Source organism: Pantoea sp. Cy-640 (genome assembly GCF_011752635.1).
Taxonomy (GTDB): Bacteria; Pseudomonadota; Gammaproteobacteria; order Enterobacterales; family Enterobacteriaceae; genus Pantoea; species Pantoea dispersa.
This window is the reverse complement of record NZ_VWXB01000003.1, coordinates 393,975-413,132: the sequence shown is the minus strand read 5'-3', so window position 1 is coordinate 413,132 and position 19,158 is coordinate 393,975. Positions and strand designations below refer to the sequence as shown.

The 19,158-nt window shown below is 57.4% G+C and carries 15 protein-coding genes; 5 read left to right on the top strand and 10 right to left on the bottom strand.

The window, feature by feature from the left end:
* Positions 1 to 148: 148 nt before the first annotated feature.
* Entirely contained in the window at positions 149 to 2,788 is a 2,640-nt protein-coding gene (gene gyrA, locus F3J36_RS10750) for a DNA topoisomerase (ATP-hydrolyzing) subunit A (protein WP_021509233.1), read from the bottom strand.
* A 176-nt stretch (positions 2,789 to 2,964) separates the two neighbouring features.
* Here gyrA and ubiG point away from each other — a divergent pair, with 176 nt between their 5' ends.
* From ubiG to yfaE, 4 genes are all read left to right on the top strand, one after another.
* Positions 2,965 to 3,690, top strand: a complete 726-nt coding sequence (ubiG, locus tag F3J36_RS10745; RefSeq protein ID WP_166719659.1) for a bifunctional 2-polyprenyl-6-hydroxyphenol methylase/3-demethylubiquinol 3-O-methyltransferase UbiG — start codon at positions 2,965 to 2,967, stop codon at positions 3,688 to 3,690.
* Between the two features lie 627 nt (positions 3,691 to 4,317).
* On the top strand, positions 4,318 to 6,603 hold the full coding sequence (nrdA, locus tag F3J36_RS10740) for a class 1a ribonucleoside-diphosphate reductase subunit alpha (protein ID WP_021509231.1): 2,286 nt from the start codon (positions 4,318 to 4,320) through the stop codon (positions 6,601 to 6,603).
* Positions 6,604 to 6,677: 74 nt separating this feature from the next.
* Positions 6,678 to 7,808, top strand: coding sequence for a class Ia ribonucleoside-diphosphate reductase subunit beta (nrdB, locus tag F3J36_RS10735; RefSeq protein WP_021509230.1), 1,131 nt, complete (start codon positions 6,678 to 6,680; stop codon positions 7,806 to 7,808).
* 2 nt (positions 7,809 to 7,810) lie between these two features.
* A complete protein-coding gene (gene yfaE, locus F3J36_RS10730) occupies positions 7,811 to 8,071 on the top strand; it encodes a class I ribonucleotide reductase maintenance protein YfaE (RefSeq protein WP_021509229.1) in 261 nt (86 codons plus the stop codon).
* Between the two features lie 394 nt (positions 8,072 to 8,465).
* On the opposite strand, the gene F3J36_RS10725 is transcribed toward yfaE, so the two are convergent.
* The gene (locus F3J36_RS10725; RefSeq protein WP_132465030.1) at positions 8,466 to 9,662 is read right to left on the bottom strand and encodes a nicotinamide mononucleotide deamidase-related protein YfaY; all 1,197 of its coding nucleotides are present in this window, start codon (positions 9,660 to 9,662) and stop codon (positions 8,466 to 8,468) included.
* A gap of 153 nt (positions 9,663 to 9,815) precedes the next feature.
* Complete coding sequence (elaB, locus tag F3J36_RS10720; RefSeq protein WP_021509227.1) at positions 9,816 to 10,124, bottom strand: stress response protein ElaB; 309 nt, start codon at positions 10,122 to 10,124, stop codon at positions 9,816 to 9,818.
* A 288-nt stretch (positions 10,125 to 10,412) separates the two neighbouring features.
* Here elaB and F3J36_RS10715 point away from each other — a divergent pair, with 288 nt between their 5' ends.
* Entirely contained in the window at positions 10,413 to 12,071 is a 1,659-nt protein-coding gene (locus F3J36_RS10715) for a glucan biosynthesis protein D (RefSeq protein ID WP_031280040.1), read from the top strand.
* 28 nt (positions 12,072 to 12,099) lie between these two features.
* Here the strand turns inward: F3J36_RS10715 and F3J36_RS10710 are convergent, their stop codons facing one another.
* The 7 genes from F3J36_RS10710 to nuoI form a co-directional block, all read right to left on the bottom strand.
* Positions 12,100 to 12,552, bottom strand: a complete 453-nt coding sequence (locus tag F3J36_RS10710; RefSeq protein ID WP_021509225.1) for a GNAT family N-acetyltransferase — start codon at positions 12,550 to 12,552, stop codon at positions 12,100 to 12,102.
* A 175-nt stretch (positions 12,553 to 12,727) separates the two neighbouring features.
* Positions 12,728 to 14,185 (bottom strand): NADH-quinone oxidoreductase subunit NuoN, encoded by a 1,458-nt coding sequence (gene nuoN, locus F3J36_RS10705; RefSeq protein ID WP_166719658.1) that lies wholly within the window; start codon positions 14,183 to 14,185, stop codon positions 12,728 to 12,730.
* Positions 14,186 to 14,191: 6 nt separating this feature from the next.
* Positions 14,192 to 15,712: an NADH-quinone oxidoreductase subunit M gene (gene nuoM / locus F3J36_RS10700; RefSeq protein WP_166719657.1), complete on the bottom strand. Its 1,521-nt coding sequence runs from the start codon at positions 15,710 to 15,712 to the stop codon at positions 14,192 to 14,194.
* Positions 15,713 to 15,920: 208 nt separating this feature from the next.
* Complete coding sequence (nuoL, locus tag F3J36_RS10695) at positions 15,921 to 17,756, bottom strand: NADH-quinone oxidoreductase subunit L (RefSeq protein WP_150058691.1); 1,836 nt, start codon at positions 17,754 to 17,756, stop codon at positions 15,921 to 15,923.
* Positions 17,753 to 18,055, bottom strand: coding sequence for an NADH-quinone oxidoreductase subunit NuoK (nuoK, locus tag F3J36_RS10690; protein WP_013509877.1), 303 nt, complete (start codon positions 18,053 to 18,055; stop codon positions 17,753 to 17,755). Before nuoK ends, nuoL begins: the two co-directional genes overlap by 4 nt.
* Complete coding sequence (gene nuoJ, locus F3J36_RS10685; RefSeq protein ID WP_021509221.1) at positions 18,052 to 18,603, bottom strand: NADH-quinone oxidoreductase subunit J; 552 nt, start codon at positions 18,601 to 18,603, stop codon at positions 18,052 to 18,054. Before nuoJ ends, nuoK begins: the two co-directional genes overlap by 4 nt.
* A gap of 10 nt (positions 18,604 to 18,613) precedes the next feature.
* The gene (nuoI, locus tag F3J36_RS10680; protein WP_021509220.1) at positions 18,614 to 19,156 is read right to left on the bottom strand and encodes an NADH-quinone oxidoreductase subunit NuoI; all 543 of its coding nucleotides are present in this window, start codon (positions 19,154 to 19,156) and stop codon (positions 18,614 to 18,616) included.
* Positions 19,157 to 19,158 lie beyond the last annotated feature (2 nt).

Here is a 19,158-nt window from a genome sequence, read left to right as displayed (position 1 = left end):
AGGGTTATCGGGACGTTGAAAAGTTCTCATACACTAGCTTTATCAGGGCGAAAAAGCCAGTTGGCACGCGACTTTGGGAGTGAAAGTCAGACAAAAAAAACGGCAGGTCGGTTGCCCTGACCTGCCGCTTGTGACAGACAACGAACGGTTACTCTTCGTCGTCTGTTTCCGGTGCGTCGTCGTCGCTGTCGACTTCCGGCGCGATATCGTCTTCGCCTTCTGCCACGCTGCCGTCGATGGCGTCGAGTTCTTCCTCTTCCACCGGTTCAGCGACGCGCTGCAGGCCGACCACGTTTTCATCTTCCGCGGTACGAATCAGGATCACACCCTGCGTATTACGGCCAACCACGCTGACTTCCGACACGCGGGTACGCACCAGCGTACCGGCATCGGTGATCATCATGATCTGATCGCTATCCACCACCTGTACCGCGCCCACCACTGGCCCGTTACGCTCGGTGACTTTAATCGAGATTACGCCCTGCGTGGCGCGCGATTTGGTCGGATACTCGCTGTTAGCAGTACGCTTGCCGTAGCCGTTCTGCGTTACGGTGAGAATCGCGCCCTCTTCACGTGGCACAATCAGCGACACCACTTTGTCGCCTTCGGCCAGCCTGATGCCGCGTACGCCCGAAGCCGAACGGCCCATGGCGCGCACCGCGCTCTCCGCGAAGCGCACCACTTTACCGGCGGCAGAGAACAGCATCGCTTCGTCGTTACCGTTGGTCAGCGCCACGCCAATCAGCTCATCGTCTTCACGCAGGTTGATGGCAATGATGCCGGCACTGCGCGGACGGCTGAACTCCTGCAGCGCAGTTTTCTTCACGGTACCGTCTGCGGTCGCCATGAAGATGTTGAAGCCTTCGGTGTATTCACGCACTGGCAGAATCGCGGTGATACGCTCGTTGGCTTCAAGCGGCAGCAGGTTGACGATCGGACGACCGCGCGCGCCACGGCTGGCTTCCGGCAGCTGATAGACCTTCATCCAGTAGAGGCGGCCACGGCTGGAGAAGCACAGGATGGTGTCGTGGGTGTTGGCCACCAGCAGACGATCGATAAAGTCTTCTTCTTTAATGCGCGCCGCCGATTTGCCCTTACCGCCGCGACGCTGGGCTTCATAGTCTGACAGCGGCTGGTATTTGACGTAGCCCTGATGCGACAGGGTGACCACCACATCTTCCTGGTTGATCAGGTCTTCGATGTTGATGTCAGCGCTGTTAGCGGTGATTTCCGTACGGCGCGCATCACCAAACTGATCGCGCATCGCCACCAGCTCTTCACGGATCACTTCCATCAGGCGCTCGGCGCTCTGCAGGATGTGAATCAGTTCGGCGATCTGGTCCAGCAGCTCTTTGTACTCGTCGAGCAGTTTTTCATGCTCAAGGCCGGTCAGTTTCTGCAGACGCAGATCAAGAATGGCCTGTGCCTGCTGCTCGGTCAGGTAGTAGCGACCGTCGCGAATACCAAACTCCGCTTCCAGCCACTCCGGACGCGCGGCGTCGTCACCGGCACGTTCCAGCATGGCGGCGACGTTGCCGAGATCCCACGACTGCGCCAGCAGGCCGCTTTTCGCTTCGGCTGGCGTCGGAGCCCGACGAATCAGCTCGATAATCGGATCGATGTTGGCCAGCGCAATCGCCAGACCTTCAAGGATGTGCGCACGATCGCGCGCTTTACGCAGTTCGAAGATGGTACGACGCGTCACCACTTCACGGCGGTGGCGAACGAAGGCTTCAATGATCTCCTTCAGCGTCATGATCTTCGGCTGGCCCTGGTGCAGGGCAACCATGTTGATGCCGAAAGAGACCTGCAGCTGCGTCAGCGAGTAGAGGTTGTTGAGCACCACTTCGCCGACCGCATCGCGTTTCACTTCAATGACGATACGCATGCCGTCTTTGTCAGATTCGTCACGCAGGCCGCTGATGCCCTCAACGCGCTTCTCTTTCACCAGCTCAGCAATTTTCTCGATCAGGCGCGCTTTGTTCACCTGATACGGGATTTCATTGACGATGATGGTTTCACGACCGGTTTTGGCGTCGGTTTCGATCTCGCCGCGCGCGCGGATGTAAATTTTACCGCGCCCGGTGCGGTAGGCTTCTTCAATGCCACGACGACCGTTGATAAAGGCGGCGGTCGGGAAATCCGGCCCGGTAATGTGCTCCATCAGCCCTTCGACGCTGATGTTTTCATCTTCGATGAACGCCAGGCAGCCGTTGATCACTTCCGTCAGGTTGTGAGGCGGAATGTTGGTCGCCATGCCGACGGCAATACCGGAGGAGCCGTTGATCAGCAGGTTAGGAATTTTGGTCGGCAGGACTTCTGGGATCTGCTCGGTGCCGTCATAGTTCGGCACAAAGTCGACCGTCTCTTTTTCCAGGTCAGCCAGCAGTTCAGAGGAGATCTTCGCCATACGCACTTCGGTATAACGCATCGCTGCGGCGGAGTCGCCGTCGACCGAACCGAAGTTACCCTGACCGTCGACCAGCATGTAGCGCAGGGAGAACGGCTGGGCCATGCGCACGATACTTTCGTACACAGCGGAGTCACCGTGTGGGTGATATTTACCGATAACGTCACCGACCACACGGGCAGATTTTTTATAGGGTTTGTTCCAGTCGTTACCCAGTTCGCTCATGGCAAAAAGCACACGGCGATGCACCGGCTTCAGGCCATCACGTACATCGGGTAAGGCTCGGCCAACGATGACCGACATGGCGTAATCGAGGTAGGAGTTTTTCAACTCTTCTTCGATATTGACCGGTGTAATTTCTCTCGCAAGGTCGCTCATGGAGCCGCTATCCCTCTACATAATCCCGGATTTTAAAGGTGCGAAAGTATATCACATCGCTTGCGTGCGGTGAACGTAAAGCAGGGTTTTGTGGCGCTTTTCCTTTGCGCTGAGAGATGCCTCGCAGGGTTTATGCGTTTATACTGGTGGCATATTTTGTCAGGAGTCATGATTCAATGAATGAACAATCGCAGGAAAGCCGCCAGAACGTCGACCACGCCGAAATTGCCAAGTTTGAGGCGGTTGCATCACGCTGGTGGGATTTAGAGGGTGAATTTAAGCCGTTGCACCGCATTAATCCCCTGCGTCTTGGCTGGATTGCCCAGCACAGCCATGGGCTGTTTGGTAAGAAAGTGCTGGATGTCGGCTGCGGCGGCGGCATTCTCGCCGAGAGCATGGCGCGTGAAGGGGCGGAGGTCACCGGTCTGGATATGGGCGCCGAGCCGCTGGAGATCGCGCGTCTGCACGCGCTGGAGAGCGGCGTGAGCGTCAATTACGTGCAGCAGACGGTTGAAGCCCATGCGGCCAGCCATGCCGGTCAGTACGACGTGGTGACCTGTATGGAGATGCTGGAACACGTGCCGGATCCGCGTTCCGTGGTGCTGGCCTGCGCGCAGCTGGTGAAACCGGGCGGCGAGGTGTTTTTCTCCACCATCAACCGTAACCCTAAAGCCTGGCTGCTGGCGGTGTTTGGTGCTGAATACGTGCTGCGCATGGTGCCGCGAGGTACCCATGACGTGAAAAAATTCATTCGTCCCGCCGAGCTGCTGAACTGGGTGGATGAGACCGCCCTGCGTGAACGCAATATGACTGGCCTGCACTACAATCCGCTGACCAACCAGTTCCGCCTTGGCCGTGGGGTGGACGTCAATTATATGGTGCATACCCACCGTCAGGCGTAAACGACCTGTTTCGCCTGCCTGCCCGTGGGCAGCGCTGTTGTAGCGGCGCGATGTATTACGCGAGAAATCGCGCCGCTATAAAATCTACGACCGGCAATTTACCCAACTGAACGGCATAACGCTTTACAAACTGCCAGCCCTCCTTTCACTTCCGACCGCCCCCGGTTTATCACGCGCTGGCCCTATCCAGATCAATTTCCTTTTAGACGCTGCGATGCGCTTTTTGTAAGGTGAAAAGGTCATAAAAAATTCATAAGCAAACGCAGATAAGTTCGCTGCTGACGGAGCGGCGCGGGCTTTTTTCGCCTGGGAAATTTCCCGAATCGCAGCGGTTGAGCAATAAACACGCGCTCGATCAAAAATTGAAAAAAAACCTGTTATCCGTTGACACCAGGTGCAGGCCTTGTGGCGTGGGGATCCAGGATTTTCCCCACCCCCCAGGGCGTAAAATTTTGTGAAAATCAACTCTTGTGATGATCCGATTGCTGACTAGAATACTCACCATATTGTTGTTCAAACTTTCCGCACCCCCTATATATAGTGTTTATCCACAGGCTTACTCACAATGAGCCGCCTGTGAATAGACGGGGGATAATTTTGTATTTCATGGACAGGTAAACACGCGACATGAACCAAAGTCTGCTCGTTACGAAACGCGATGGCCGCCAGGAGCGCATCGACCTCGATAAGATTCACCGGGTGCTGGACTGGGCAGCTGAAGGGCTGAACAATGTCTCCGTCTCGCAGGTTGAGTTGCGTTCGCACATCCAGTTTTACGATGGCATCAAAACCTCGGACATTCACGAGACCATCATCAAAGCGGCTGCCGATTTGATCTCCCGTGACGCGCCTGATTACCAGTACCTGGCCGCGCGTCTGGCGATCTTCCACCTGCGTAAAAAAGCGTACGGTCAGTTTGAGCCACCGAAGCTGTACGACCAGGTAGTGAAAATGGTCGAGATGGGCAAATACGATCGCCATCTGCTGGAAGACTACAGCACCGAAGAGTTTGAGCAGATGGACGGCTTCATCGACCACTGGCGCGACATGAACTTCTCCTACGCGGCGGTGAAGCAGCTGGAAGGCAAATATCTGGTGCAGAACCGCGTCAGCGGTGAAATCTACGAGAGCGCCCAGTTCCTGTATATTCTGGTCGCCGCCTGCCTGTTCTCCGGCTATCCGCGCGATACGCGTATGGATTACATCAAGCGTTTCTACGATGCGATCTCCACGTTCAAGATCTCGCTGCCTACGCCTATCATGTCCGGCGTGCGCACCCCGACCCGTCAGTTCAGCTCCTGCGTACTGATCGAGTGCGGCGACAGCCTGGACTCCATTAACGCCACCTCCAGCGCTATTGTGAAATATGTGTCACAGCGTGCCGGCATCGGCATCAACGCGGGTCGCATTCGTGCGCTCGGCAGCCCGATCCGCGGCGGTGAAGCGTTCCACACCGGCTGTATCCCGTTCTATAAGCACTTCCAGACGGCGGTAAAATCCTGCTCGCAGGGCGGCGTGCGCGGCGGTGCGGCAACGCTGTTCTACCCGATGTGGCATCTGGAAGTGGAAAGCCTGCTGGTGCTGAAAAACAACCGCGGCGTTGAAGGCAACCGCGTGCGTCATATGGATTACGGCGTGCAGATCAACAAGCTGATGTACACCCGCCTGCTGAAAGGCGAAGACATCACCCTGTTCAGCCCGTCCGACGTGCCAGGCCTGTATGACGCGTTCTTCGCCGATCAGGATGAGTTTGAGCGTCTGTATACCAAATATGAGAAGGACGACAGCATCCGCAAGCAGCGCGTGAAAGCCGTCGACCTGTTCTCACTGATGATGCAGGAACGTGCTTCAACCGGCCGTATCTACGTGCAGAACGTTGACCACTGCAACACTCACAGCCCGTTCGATCCGGCCATTGCGCCAGTGCGTCAGTCTAACCTGTGCCTGGAGATTGCGCTGCCGACCAAACCGCTGGAAGACGTCAACGACGAAAGCGGCGAGATCGCGCTGTGCACCCTGTCCGCCTTTAACCTCGGTGCGATTGAAAGCCTGGACGATCTGGAAGAGCTGGCGACGCTGGCAGTACGCGCGCTGGATGCCCTGCTCGATTACCAGGACTACCCGATTCCGGCGGCAAAACGCGGTGCGATGGGTCGTCGTACCCTGGGTATTGGCGTGATCAACTATGCCTATTACCTGGCGAAACACGGTGTGCGCTACTCCGACGGCAGCGCCAACAACCTGACGCACAAAACCTTTGAAGCCATTCAGTACTGGCTGCTGAAAGCCTCCAACGAGCTGGCGAAAGAGCAAGGTGCCTGCCCGTGGTTTAAAGAGACCACTTATTCGCAGGGCATTCTGCCGATCGATACCTATAAAAAGGATCTCGACAGCGTGTGCAACGAGCCGCTGCACCTTGACTGGGAAGCGCTGCGTGAGTCGATTAAAACCCACGGCCTGCGCAACTCCACGCTGTCTGCACTGATGCCGTCTGAGACCTCTTCGCAGATTTCGAACGCCACCAACGGTATCGAGCCGCCGCGCGGTCACATCAGTATCAAAGCGTCGAAAGACGGGATTCTGCGCCAGGTAGTACCGGAGTATGAGCGTCTGAAAGATCAGTACGAACTGCTGTGGGAGATGCCATCAAACGACGGCTATCTGCAGCTGGTTGGCGTGATGCAGAAGTTTATCGATCAGGCGATTTCATCGAACACTAACTACGATCCAGGCCGTTTCGCCAATGGCAAAGTGCCGATGAAACAGCTGCTGAAAGATCTGCTGACCGCGTACAAATTTGGCGTGAAGACCCTGTACTACCAAAACACCCGTGACGGTGCCGAGGATGCGCAGGACGATCTGGCGCCGTCTATTCAGGACGATGGCTGCGAAAGCGGCGCCTGTAAAATTTGATCGAAAGGCGCCTGCGGGCGCCTTATCGTGTCTGGGCCAGCAGCGGCTGGCCCGTTTCACTTTTGGACTTAGTCATGGCTTACACTACTTTCTCACAGAACAAAAATGACCAGCTGAAAGAGCCGATGTTCTTCGGCCAGTCAGTGAACGTTGCCCGTTTCGACCAGCAGAAATACGACATCTTTGAGAAGCTGATCGAGAAGCAGCTCTCTTTCTTCTGGCGTCCGGAAGAGGTTGACGTCTCGCGCGATCGCATCGACTATCAGGCGCTGCCGGAGCACGAGAAGCACATCTTCATCAGTAACCTGAAGTATCAGACGCTGCTGGATTCCATTCAGGGCCGCAGCCCGAACGTGGCGCTGCTGCCGCTGATCTCGATTCCCGAGCTGGAAACCTGGGTGGAAACCTGGGCGTTCTCCGAGACCATCCACTCACGCTCGTACACTCACATCATCCGTAATATCGTCAACGATCCGTCACTGGTGTTTGATGACATCGTGACTAACGAGCAGATTCTGGCGCGCGCGCAGGATATCTCGAAGTATTACGATGATCTGATCGAGATGACTAACTACTGGCATCTGCTGGGTGAAGGCACGCATCAGGTGGCGGGCAAGAGCGTGACCGTGAATCTGCGTGCGCTGAAGAAGCAGCTGTATATCTGCCTGATGAGCGTTAACGCGCTGGAAGCGATTCGCTTCTACGTCAGCTTTGCCTGCTCATTCGCCTTCGCCGAGCGCGAACTGATGGAAGGCAACGCCAAGATTATTCGTCTGATTGCCCGTGACGAAGCGCTGCACCTGACCGGCACCCAGCATATGCTGAACCTGATGCGTACCGGTGAAGACGATCCTGAAATGAAAGAGATCGCCGCTGAGTGTCGTGACGAGTGCTTCGACCTGTTTAAGAAAGCGGCCGAGCAGGAAAAAGAGTGGGCTGAGTATCTGTTCAGCGGCGGCTCAATGATTGGTCTGAACAAGGACATTCTGTGCCAGTACATTGAGTACATCACCAATATCCGCATGCAGGCGGTGGGCCTTGATCTGCCGTTCCAGACGCGTTCGAACCCGATTCCATGGATTAACTCGTGGCTGGTGTCAGATAACGTGCAGGTGGCGCCGCAGGAAGTTGAAGTGAGCTCCTATCTGGTGGGTCAGATCGACTCCGAAGTGGGCGAAGACGACTTCAACGATTTCCAGCTGTAAGCATGAGCCGTTCCGTGGTAATCCTGCGCAGCTCCGGCTCCCGGCTGGAGTGCGCAGACGAACACCCTAATCTGCTGACGACGCTGGAAGCACACAATGTTTGCGTCGAGTTTCAGTGTCGCGAAGGCTACTGCGGCTCCTGCCGCATGCGTCTGCTGAAAGGCGAAGTGGATTATGCGGAAACCCCACTGGCGTTTATTCAGCAGGGCGAGATTCTGCCCTGCTGTTGTAAGGCCAGAGGGGAGATTGAGATCGAGCTGTAACCTGCCGGCCGTACTGCTGAATTCCCTTTTATCGCGTTAAGATCCCGCATGGTCAGAGGGGGAACTGAGCACGCCGGAACGGCAAAACCCGCTCCCTGCGGGCCTCGACACGCGGCATCCCTGCCGCGTGACGTCCGGCTAAGCCCAGCTTCCCCCTCTTCCCTTTCAATTCTGGTACTGCTGTAACAGGCACCCGACAACAGCGACCACCGAATCCAGCAGGGCGTGGGAGGCATAGCCGCTTGCAGCAGCCTCCGCGCCATGGATGGCGCGGCGGCAGGCCCCAGGGAAGGGTTTATGCCGGTGCGGCAAGCGGCTATGCCTCTCACGACGCGGCACCCAACACAAAGCGATGCTGATCCCATGGCATCAGCTATCACAAGCCTGGAAAGCGTTAGCTCTTCACCGTCTCCAGGACATCAATCCAGCCGTGACCGGTACTGACTTCACTGCCGTGCAGCCAGCGGCGCAGCATATTCATCGCCATCATCGCCACCACTTTCTGCCGGGTTTCCAGATTGTGCCGCCCGTGGGTAAATTTCACCCGCTGGCCCCAGCTGGCTTCCGGGGTGTGCAGCGCAATCGACACTTCCCCTTCCTGCAGATCGCCAACCGACAAGGCCAGCACTGTACCCTGCTGAGCGGCTAACTGACGCGTGCGCGTAACCTGCGCTTCCAAAGATTCCTCACGTGCCGGCAGCAGCTCGGCGGCGCTAAGCGGCACCTGCGCGGCGGCCAGCTGCCAGTGCAGCAACCCGGCCGTGTATTGTTCGCTCAGAGCAAGGCGGAAGCCGCGATCGTGCAGTTCCCGCGCCAGCACGGCCGGCAATCCTTCAAAGCCTTCAAAAATGGTGCACTCGGCCAGCAGTAACTTAACCTGCTGCCACACCTGCTCCATCGCCACGCGCTGGCTGGCCGGGCCGGTCAGTTTGATCTCAATGATGGGCATCGACGAACGGTAGCCCATCACTACGCCTTCCGGCAGCGGCAGCGGTTCAAGCTCGGCGGCGATATCGCTCTCGCCGCGACCAAAGGTGGTCAGACGCAGGCACAGCGGGGGTTCTGGCAACGTAAAACGCGCCTTAAGACGCGGAATAATCTGCTGCTCAACCATCACTTTGAATTCTGACGGCACGCCGGGGGTAAAGAAAATCCAGCAGCGATTAAGCTGCAGGGCAAACCCACAGGCGGTGCCGACCGGGTTATCGATCAACTCGGCATTGGCCGGAATCTCCGCCTGCTTGCGATTACTGGGTGCCATGAGCCGCCCGCGGCTGGCAAACCAGGCTTCCATCTTCTCCAGCCACGCCTGTTGCAGCACCAGTTCGCTGCCGCTGGCGGTGGCCGCTGCCTGCGCGCTGAGATCGTCGCTGGTCGGCCCGAGACCGCCGTTCACAATCAGCACGTCGGCAATCTGACTGCGACTCTGTAGCGCTTCAACCAGCGAGCTCATCGCATCGCCGACCGTACTGCGACTGGTCATCGGCAGGCCGTGCTGAAACAGCACATCGGCCAGCCACGCAGCGTTGGTATCGACAATCTGCCCATGTAACACTTCATCGCCCGTTGAGAGCATTTCGACACGTATCACGATCTCTTCTCCTTATCCCTGTGGCTTTCACTGTAGGGAGCGCGCAGGCGAAACACAATCGCCGCCGGTGCGAAATAGCGGGTTAATCGCGATGCGGAAAGGAAACAGCGGGAAAGCAGGAATCGGGCGCGACGAACATCGCGCCCACGGGGATTAACGGCGCGCCAGCAGCAGGCCAACAAACAGACCGGCAGCCGCACCGATACCAATGCCCTGCCACGGTTTTTCATGCACGTAATCGTCGGCACGATACGCTGCCTGTTTGGCACGATAGTAATAGCTGTCGGACGCCTGGCTCACGCGATTCTTTACGTCTTCCAGCGCCTGCTCGGCTTTCTGCTTCAGTTCGATATATTTCTGGTCCGCCGGATCGCCCGAGGAGCGCAGCACTTCTTCCAGCGTTTCCGTCAGCAGCGCCAGATCGTCATCAAGACGGGTTTCAAATTGATCGGTAGATGACATGTTCACAATCCTCCATGTTTAAATGCGGTGTCGATTAACTATAGTCATAAATTGCGTTTTTGCGCCGCGCCGTCATCCGCTGACTGCGCTTTTTGCCGCGCTGAACGCAAAGTTATGTCATCCGGGGCGTTGCACGCGGAATTGTGCTTCGTTTATTTGATTAATCTGATAAATTTTCAGCGGACTGAATTTTTTATTTTCGCCACTGTCGTAACCCCCTGTAGCCTGACGCTAAATGTCTTGCGACAGCCTCAATACACCCGAGCAGCTAAGGAAAAGATTTCCGGCATGAATCGTAGAAAATTTATGAAAGCGTCCATGGCCCTCTCTGCCGTTAGCGGCATGACCGGGCTCTCCTCGCTGTTTGCGCAGTCCGCCTGGGCCGATGATGGCATCGCCGACGGAACCGCCGTGCGCTTCGATTTCGATGTGCTGAAAAAGAAAGCCGCGGCGCTGGCCAAACAGCCCTGGGGCGGCGCGCCCGGCCCCCTGCCCGCGACCCTGGCCAATCTGACACCGCAGGCGTATAACGAAATTCAGTACGACGCTAACCACTCACTGTGGAACAACATCGCCGACCGCGAGCTGGATGTGCAGTTCTTCCACGTTGGCATGGGCTTTAAGCGCCGCATTCGCATGTTCTCCGTGGACGCCGCCAGCCGCGAGGCGCGGGAAATCCACTTCCGTCCGGAACTGTTTAATTATCACAACGCCAACGTCGATACCCAGCAGCTGGTGGGTAAAACCGACCTCGGCTTTGCCGGTTTCCGCGCTTTTAAAAAGCCGGAGCTGGCGCGACGCGACATCGTTTCTTTCCTCGGTGCCAGCTACTTCCGCGCGGTAGATGAAACCTACCAATATGGCCTGTCAGCCCGTGGCGTCGCGGTTAACACCTTCAGCAATGGCCAGGAAGAGTTTCCGGACTTCACCGCCTTCTGGTTCGAGACGCCAAAAGCTGAAGACACCACCTTTGTGGTGTATGCGCTGCTGGACGGGGCCAGCGTCACCGGTGCCTACAAGTTCACCATCCACTGCGAAGAAAAACGCGTGGTGATGGAGGTGGAAAATCACCTGTTTGCGCGCAACGAAATTCGACAGCTCGGTATTGCGCCAATGACCAGCATGTTCAGCTGCGGCACCAATGAGCGCCGCATGTGCAATACCTATCATCCGCAGATTCATGACTCCGATCGCCTGGCGATGTGGAGCGGCAGCGGCGAGTGGATTGCCCGTCCGCTGAATAACCCGCAGCGCCTGCAGTTTAATGCCTATCAGGATGAAAACCCGCGCGGCTTCGGTCTGCTGCAGCTGAATCATGATTTCAAAGATTACCAGGACGTGATTGGCTGGTATGACAAACGACCCAGCCTGTGGGTGGAGCCGATCGGTAAATGGGGTAAAGGCGCCATCAACCTGATGGAGATCCCGACGACCGGGGAAACGCTGGATAACATCGTCTGCTTCTGGCAGCCGGCCGAGCCGGTCAAAGCTGGCAGCGAATTTAATTTCCAGTACAAACTCTACTGGAGCCAGCTGCCGCCAGTACGCAGCGGTCTGGCCCGCGTTGATGCCACGCGCACCGGTATTGGTGGCTTCCCGGAAGGCTGGGCACCGGGCGAACACTTCCCGGACCAGTGGTGCCGCCGCTTTGCTATCGATTTCATTGGCGGCGACCTGCAGGCGGCCGCGCCGAAAGGTATCGAACCGGTGATTACCGTATCGTCCGGCACCTTCAAACAGGTGGAGATTCTCTACGTCGAACCGCTGAAAGGTTACCGTATCCTGTTTGACTGGTATCCGAACAGCGACTCAACCAAACCGGTGGATATGCGCCTGTTCCTGCGCACCAAAGATGAGACGCTGAGCGAAACCTGGCTGTATCAGTACTTCCCGCCACCGCCCGATCAGCGCAAGTACACCGACGACCGGCAGATGACGCCGGGCTAACCTGCACGGCGAGGCCAACACCTCGCCGTTAGTTTTTCTGCATGCCGACGTGCGGAATATTATCTTCCAGATAAACGTCCGTGACCGCCCGGAAACCCAGGCGACCATAAAAGCCTTCCAGATGCGCCTGCGCTGACAGATACACCGCCCGCTGCGGCCAGTGCTGTTCGCAGCTGTTCAGCGCCTGCTCCATCAGCCGATAGCCCAGTTTCAGGCCGCGCGCCTCTTCCGACACAATCACCCGACCAATGGTCACCGGCGAGGAAGCCAGCGCGGGCGTCAGCAGACGCGCATAGGCCAGCAGTTTGCCATCAAGAAAGCCCAGCAGATGGCGGTTATCAGCCGTCAAATCCTGGCCATCTATATCCTGATACGGACAGGCCTGTTCGACGATAAACACCTGATTGCGCAGCGCCAGCACGGTATACAGCTGCTGCGCGGTCAGTTCACTGTGGTGGCAATCAAGCCATTGCATATCCATCGTGCTTCCTTGTCTGAGCGAAAAAAGTGATCTTCACAGCCTATCACAGCGCATGCGCTAAACGCAGTGGGCAGCACGTAACAGGGGCGGACACGCGGAGCAATGTGATCAAACTCTCAAATTGCAGGCAAAAAAAATCAGGCCCGCAGGCCTGATTGTGAAGATGACGCACTGTTTACATCAGCGGCTGAGCCAGCTGCACCAGCGTGATGAGCGGCTGCGGATAAACACCGAGCAGCAACACGAGGATAGCGGAGATCAGCACCACCACACCACCTGCGGTGAACGCCCAGTTGGCCGGGGTATCGCGGGTGTGCAGTTCCGGCGGGCTGAGGTACAGGCTCACCGTAACGCGCAGGTAGTAGTACAGACCAATGGCGCTACCGGCGACAACCGCCGCGGTCAGCCACCACAGATGCGCGTTAACACCGGACGCGATGACGTAAAACTTACCGATAAAGCCCAGCGTCATCGGGATACCGGCCAGCGACAGCATCATCACCGTCATCACGGCGGAGAGAATCGGACGATGCCAGAACAGACCACGATACGAGTAAAGCGTATCCGCATCCGGACCACGGTACGGGCTCGACATCAGGCTGACTACACCGAAGGCGCCCAGGCTGCTGAACAGGTAACCGGCCAGATAGACGCCAGCGGTTTCCAGCGACAGCTGATGGGTTTTCACCGCAATCAGCGCCACCAGCAGATAGCCAAGATGCGCGATAGATGAATAGCCGAGCAGACGCTTGATGTTGCTCTGCGAAATCGCCATCAGGTTACCGAACAGGATCGAGACGAAGGCAATTACACCCAGCACGGTGCGCACCGCTTCACTGTCGGTTACCGGTGCGTATATGAACAGACGCATGATGACCGCAAAGATAGCGATTTTGCTGGCGGTGGCGAGGAAGGTCGAGACCGGAGCCGGCGCGCCCTGATAAACGTCTGGCGTCCACAGATGGAACGGCACCAGCGACAGCTTAAAGCCAAGACCGATGATCATCATGCCCAGCCCGACCAGCAGCAGCGGCTGCTGAATCATGCTGTCATTCAGGCTTTTGCCGAGCTGCACAAAGCTCAGGCTGCCGGAATCGGCGTAGACCAGCGCAATACCGAAGATCAGGAATGAGGAGGCCGCAGCCGACAGAATCATGTACTTCAGCGCCGCTTCCAGCGAGCGCTTCTGACGGAAGGCGTAGCCGATGAGACCAAACAGCGGCAGCGACAGCAGTTCGATACCGATGAACAGCGCCGCCAGATGGTTGGCGCTGGCCAGCACAATCCCGCCCAGCGCCGCGATCAGCACCAGCAGATAGAACTCATCTTTGTTGTCCGGGAAACCGGCCAGCCACGGATAAGCAAAGGTGCAGGTTGCCAGACTCGCCAGCATCACCAGCGCGGTATAGAACATCGAATAGCCATCCACGCGCAGCAGCGGCGTGACATCCATGGCGCCCACGTGGCCCACAAACCACAGCGACAGCAGCGCGAGGTTAAGACCGATGACCGTCAGCGTGGCATTAACAAAGTGGTTGCGTCGCCACGCAATGGACAGCATCACAACCACCACCGTCAATCCGACGATTAACAGCGGTAGCAACGCGATCAATTGTTGAGGAGTTATTGTCATGGCGAATTACGGCCTTGTAGTTGAAATTGAAGCGGTAAACCACTGCTGAATATTGCTCATCGCAGCATGGGACGTGTCGAGGATTGGCTGCGGATAAACGCCCAGCAGCACCAGCAGCACGACCAGTACACCGATGGTCAGGAATTCGCGCGGCGACATTCCAGCCAGCGGCTCTTTTGATTTGGCTTCGCCGTAGTAAGCGCGCTGCATCATGATCAGCGAGTACACCGAGGCAAATACCAGGCCGAAGGTGGCAATCACGATAATCAACGGCACTACCTGATAGCTGCCGGTCAGAATCATGAACTCACCCACAAAGTTACCGGTGCCCGGCATACCGAGGTTGGCCACGGCAAAGAACAGCGACAGGCCCGGAATCCACTTGATGCGCGACCACAGGCCGCCCATCTGGCGCATGTCACGGGTATGCAGACGTTCATACAGCTGACCGCACAGGATGAACAGCGCCGCTGCCGACAGGCCGTGCGCAATCATCTGCACCACCGCGCCCTGGAACGCCAGCTGGCTGCCGGTGTAGATGGCAATCAGCACGAAGCCCATGTGCGAAATCGAGGTGTAGGCGATCAGGCGTTTGATATCGGTCTGCGAGAACGCCATCCACGCGCCGTAGAAGATACCGATGATGCCGAGCCACATGGCGATCGGTGCGAACTCCGCCGACGCATTCGGGAACAGCGGCAGGCTAAAACGCAGCAGGCCGTAAGCCGCAGTTTTCAGCAGGATACCGGCAAGGTCAACCGAACCAGCGGTCGGTGCCTGGCTGTGGGCATCCGGCAGCCAGCCGTGCAGTGGCACCACCGGCATTTTCACCGCAAAGGCGATGAAGAAGCCGAGCATCAGCAGATACTCAACGGTATGTGACATCGGGGTTTTCAGCAGCTCTTCATAGCTGAACGTCCAGATGCCAGTGGCGTTGTAGTGCACAAACACCAGCGCCAGAATGGCAATCAGCATCACCAGACCTGACGCCTGGGTATAGATGAAGAATTTGGTTGCCGCGCTGATACGGGTTTTCCCGTCAGACGCTTTGTGACCCCAGAGCGCGATGAGGAAGTACATCGGCACCAGCATCATTTCCCAGAAGAAGAAGAACAGGAACATGTCGATGGCGAGGAACACGCCGATCACGCCGCCGAGAATCCACATCAGGTTGAGGTGGAAGAAGCCCTGATACTTTTCGATTTCATTCCACGAGCAGAGTACCGCCATCAGACCCAGCAGGCCGGTCAGCACCACCATCAGCAGCGACAGGCCATCCAGCGCCAGATGGAAATTAATGCCAAAGCGTGGGATCCACGACACCAGGAAAGTCGACTGCCACTGCGGCAGGCCCGCAGCCTGCGTCAGCGAATAGCCGCCCTGCAGCCACAGCTGCAGGCCCAGCGCCAGCGTCAGCCCCATGGTGATCAGGGCAATCCAGCGCGGCACCTTCGCGCCAAGGCGCTCAGCCAGCCAGCAAAGCAAGCCCCCAACAAAGGGTATAATTATTAGCCAAGGTAATAACACGGCGTACATTCCCTATTTTCGTCTTCGTTCAGGCTATCGGACGCGCCTGTTTCGCCTCGCCCGCGCGGGCAACGTTCACGTATTACTACGCGCCGGTTACTGCGCTGACAAACACCAAACTGACTGCGTTGATCTCACCCGTGCATCAGACAATTTTGAACATTCTTACGTGGGGCGCTAAACCATCGCGCGCCCCGCTCATCAATCGTTAAATCACCAGCATCAGCGCCAGCACCACCACGGCACCGACGCTCATCGACGCGATATACCAGCGCAGATAGCCGTTCTCACTCACCACCAGACCTTTATTACCGATGCGCGACAGCAGCGCCGGCAGGTTCATCAGGGAGTTGAGCGGATCGCGCTGCAGCAGCCAGGCAATGCCAAGGTACGGTTTAACAAATACCTTGTCGTACAGCCAGTCGAAGCCCCAGGCCGCAAACCACCAGGTGCCGAAGAAACGGCCCGGCGCGCTGTTGGCGATGCGGGTGACCAGCTGACGTTTGCCCAGCCACAGCGCGGCGGCAATCAGAATACCGATAATCGCCACGGCACCCGAGGTGATTTCCAGCGCCACTTTGCCGGTTTCACCAAACTCGTTCTGTGGCAGCACGCCCGCCAGCGGAGGCGTAATCAGCGCGCCAACGAAGGTCGAGAGCACCAGCAGCACAATCAGCGGCAGGTGATGCGTAATGCCTTTACCGGCATGCGCATGAATTTTCTCTTCGCCGTGGAACACGATGAAGATCATGCGGAAGGTGTAGATTGAGGTAAGGAATGCACCCACCAGACCGGCGACCATCAGATTGATGTGACCATTAGCCAGCGCACCGAACAGAATCTCGTCCTTACTGTAGAAACCGGCGGTAATCAGCGGCAGCGCGGCCAGCGCGGCACCGCCCACCAGGAAGCAGACATACACCAGCGGGATGCTCTTACGCAGACCGCCCATTTTGAAAATATTCTGCTCGTGATGACAGGCCAGAATCACGGAACCGGAAGAGAGGAACAGCAGCGCCTTGAAGAACGCATGGGTCATCAGGTGGAAAATCGCGGCGTCCCACGCCTGTACGCCCAGCGCCAGGAACATGTAGCCGATCTGACTCATGGTGGAGTAAGCCAGTACGCGTTTGATGTCGGTCTGCACCAGCGCGGCGAAGCCCGCCAGCACCAGCGTAATCGCACCAACAATACCCACCAGATGCAGCACTTCCGGCGTCAGCAGGAACAGACCGTGGGTGCGGGCAATCAGATAGACGCCTGCGGTTACCATGGTGGCAGCGTGGATCAGCGCGGAGACCGGCGTCGGACCGGCCATCGCATCGGCCAGCCACGTCTGCAACGGCAGCTGTGCCGATTTACCCACGGCACCGCCCAGCAGCATCAGCGTCGCCCACTGCAGCATGTGGTTGTCCGCCGCGAAGTGCGCCGGGGCCAGCTCCATCAGCTCACGGAAGTTCAGCGTACCCAGTTCGTTGTAGAGAATGAACAACGCAAAGGCGAGGAACACGTCACCGACACGGGTGATGATGAAGGCTTTCATCGCCGCTTTGCCGTTTTCCGGATTGCTGTAGTAGAAGCCAATCAGCAGGTAGGAGCACAGCCCTACCCCTTCCCAGCCGAGGTACATCAGCATCAGGTTATCGGCCAGCACCAGCACCACCATGCTCGCGATGAACAGGTTAGTGTAAGCGAAGAAGCGTGAATAGCCCTCTTCACCGCGCATGTACCAGGAAGCGAACATGTGGATGAAGAAGCCGACGCCGGTAACCACCGACAGCATGGTCAGCGACAGACCATCCAGCACCAGGTTCACTTTGATGTCAAAGTTACCCACGTGCATCCAGGTCCACAGCGCCTGGGTAAACGGCTGCTGACCCTGGCTGAAGAAGTCGACACCCACAAATACGGTGGTCAGCGCCGCAAGGCCTACTGAACCCATCCCCACCGCAGCCGACAGGTTCTCCGACCAGCGACCACGGGAAAACGCCAATAGCAGGAAGCCAATCAGCGGAAATAATACGGTTAAATAGAGAAGATTCATCCGCGCATCTCGCTCACTGTGTCAATGTTCAGCGTCTGACGACGACGATAGAGCTGGAGCAGCAGCGCCAGACCAATACTGGCTTCCGCCGCCGCGAGGCTGATTGCCAGGATGTACATCACCTGGCCGTCGGCTTGTCCCCAGTAGCTGCCTGCCACCACCAGCGCCAGCGCCGCGGCGTTGATCATGATCTCCAGACCGATCAGCATAAACAGCAGGTTGCGGCGCAGCACCAGCGAGGTCAGGCCGAGAACAAACAGCACAGCAGCCAGAATCAGGCCGTGTTGTAACGGGATCATGCGTGCTCCTCCTTATTGGCCGCCGCGTCTGACACGCGGTTGCTCAGCACTTCGCCCTGACGATCTTCACGTCCGATATGGAACGCCACCACCAGACCGGCCAGCAGCAGCATTGACGCCAGCTCAACCGCCAGAACATACGGGCCAAACAGACTGATGCCCACCGCTTTGGCATCGATGACGGTGCCATCAATACCCTGGTCGGTCGCGGTCAGGATGGCGTAGATCATCACCACCAGCAGCAGCAGCGAGACAATGCCCGGACCGATCCACAGCGACGGCTTCAGCCATTCGCGCTCCTGATCCTGCTGGGTTTTACCCAGGTTGAGCATCATCACTACGAACACAAACAGCACCATGATGGCACCGGCATAGACGATGATCTCCAGCGCACCGGCAAAATAGGCACCCATTGAGAAGAACACGCCGGCAATCGACAGCAGCGAAACAATCAGGTACAGCAGCGCATGTACCGGATTGGTGTGGGTGATGACGCGCAATGTCGTCAGCACCGCCACCAGTCCGCAAAGATAAAACGCAAATTCCATACCTGGCTCCTTAAGGTAATAAGCCTTTAACGTCGATCGGTTTGGCTTCGTTTTCCGCGTCGCCTTTGTCTTTACCGTCGATCGCCATACCTGCCATGCGGTAGAAGTTATACTCCGGATATTTACCCGGGCCGGAAATCAGCAGGTCTTCCTTCTCATACACCAGATCCTGACGCTTGAACTCACCGAGTTCGAAGTCCGGCGTCAGCTGAATCGCGGTGGTCGGGCACGCTTCTTCACATAAACCACAGAAGATGCAGCGCGAGAAGTTGATGCGGAAAAATTCCGGATACCAGCGGCCATCCTGCATCTCCGCTTTCTGCAGCGAAATACAGCCGACCGGGCAGGCAACGGCGCACAGGTTACAGGCCACGCAGCGCTCTTCGCCGTCCGGATCGCGCGTCAGCACGATACGGCCACGGTAGCGCGGCGGCAGATAAACCGGCTCTTCCGGATACATCTGGGTTTCGCGTTTGGCGAAGGCATGCATGCCAATCATCCAGATACTGCGCACTGTCGTGCCGAAGCCAACGACAATATCTTTTAAAGTCATCT

Bases quoted from the DNA above. Each gene is read 5' to 3' on its own strand.
- gyrA (WP_021509233.1), bottom strand. From the start codon at position 2,788: ATGAGCGACCTTGCGAGAGAAATTACACCGGTCAATATCGAAGAAGAG.
- ubiG (WP_166719659.1), top strand. From the start codon at position 2,965: ATGAATGAACAATCGCAGGAAAGCCGCCAGAACGTCGACCACGCCGAA.
- nrdA (WP_021509231.1), top strand. From the start codon at position 4,318: ATGAACCAAAGTCTGCTCGTTACGAAACGCGATGGCCGCCAGGAGCGC.
- nrdB (WP_021509230.1), top strand. From the start codon at position 6,678: ATGGCTTACACTACTTTCTCACAGAACAAAAATGACCAGCTGAAAGAG.
- yfaE (WP_021509229.1), top strand. From the start codon at position 7,811: ATGAGCCGTTCCGTGGTAATCCTGCGCAGCTCCGGCTCCCGGCTGGAG.
- elaB (WP_021509227.1), bottom strand. From the start codon at position 10,124: ATGTCATCTACCGATCAATTTGAAACCCGTCTTGATGACGATCTGGCG.
- F3J36_RS10715 (WP_031280040.1), top strand. From the start codon at position 10,413: ATGAATCGTAGAAAATTTATGAAAGCGTCCATGGCCCTCTCTGCCGTT.
- F3J36_RS10710 (WP_021509225.1), bottom strand. From the start codon at position 12,552: ATGGATATGCAATGGCTTGATTGCCACCACAGTGAACTGACCGCGCAG.
- nuoN (WP_166719658.1), bottom strand. From the start codon at position 14,185: ATGACAATAACTCCTCAACAATTGATCGCGTTGCTACCGCTGTTAATC.
- nuoL (WP_150058691.1), bottom strand. From the start codon at position 17,756: ATGAATCTTCTCTATTTAACCGTATTATTTCCGCTGATTGGCTTCCTG.
- nuoK (WP_013509877.1), bottom strand. From the start codon at position 18,055: ATGATCCCGTTACAACACGGCCTGATTCTGGCTGCTGTGCTGTTTGTT.
- nuoJ (WP_021509221.1), bottom strand. From the start codon at position 18,603: ATGGAATTTGCGTTTTATCTTTGCGGACTGGTGGCGGTGCTGACGACA.
- nuoI (WP_021509220.1), bottom strand. From the start codon at position 19,156: ATGACTTTAAAAGATATTGTCGTTGGCTTCGGCACGACAGTGCGCAGT.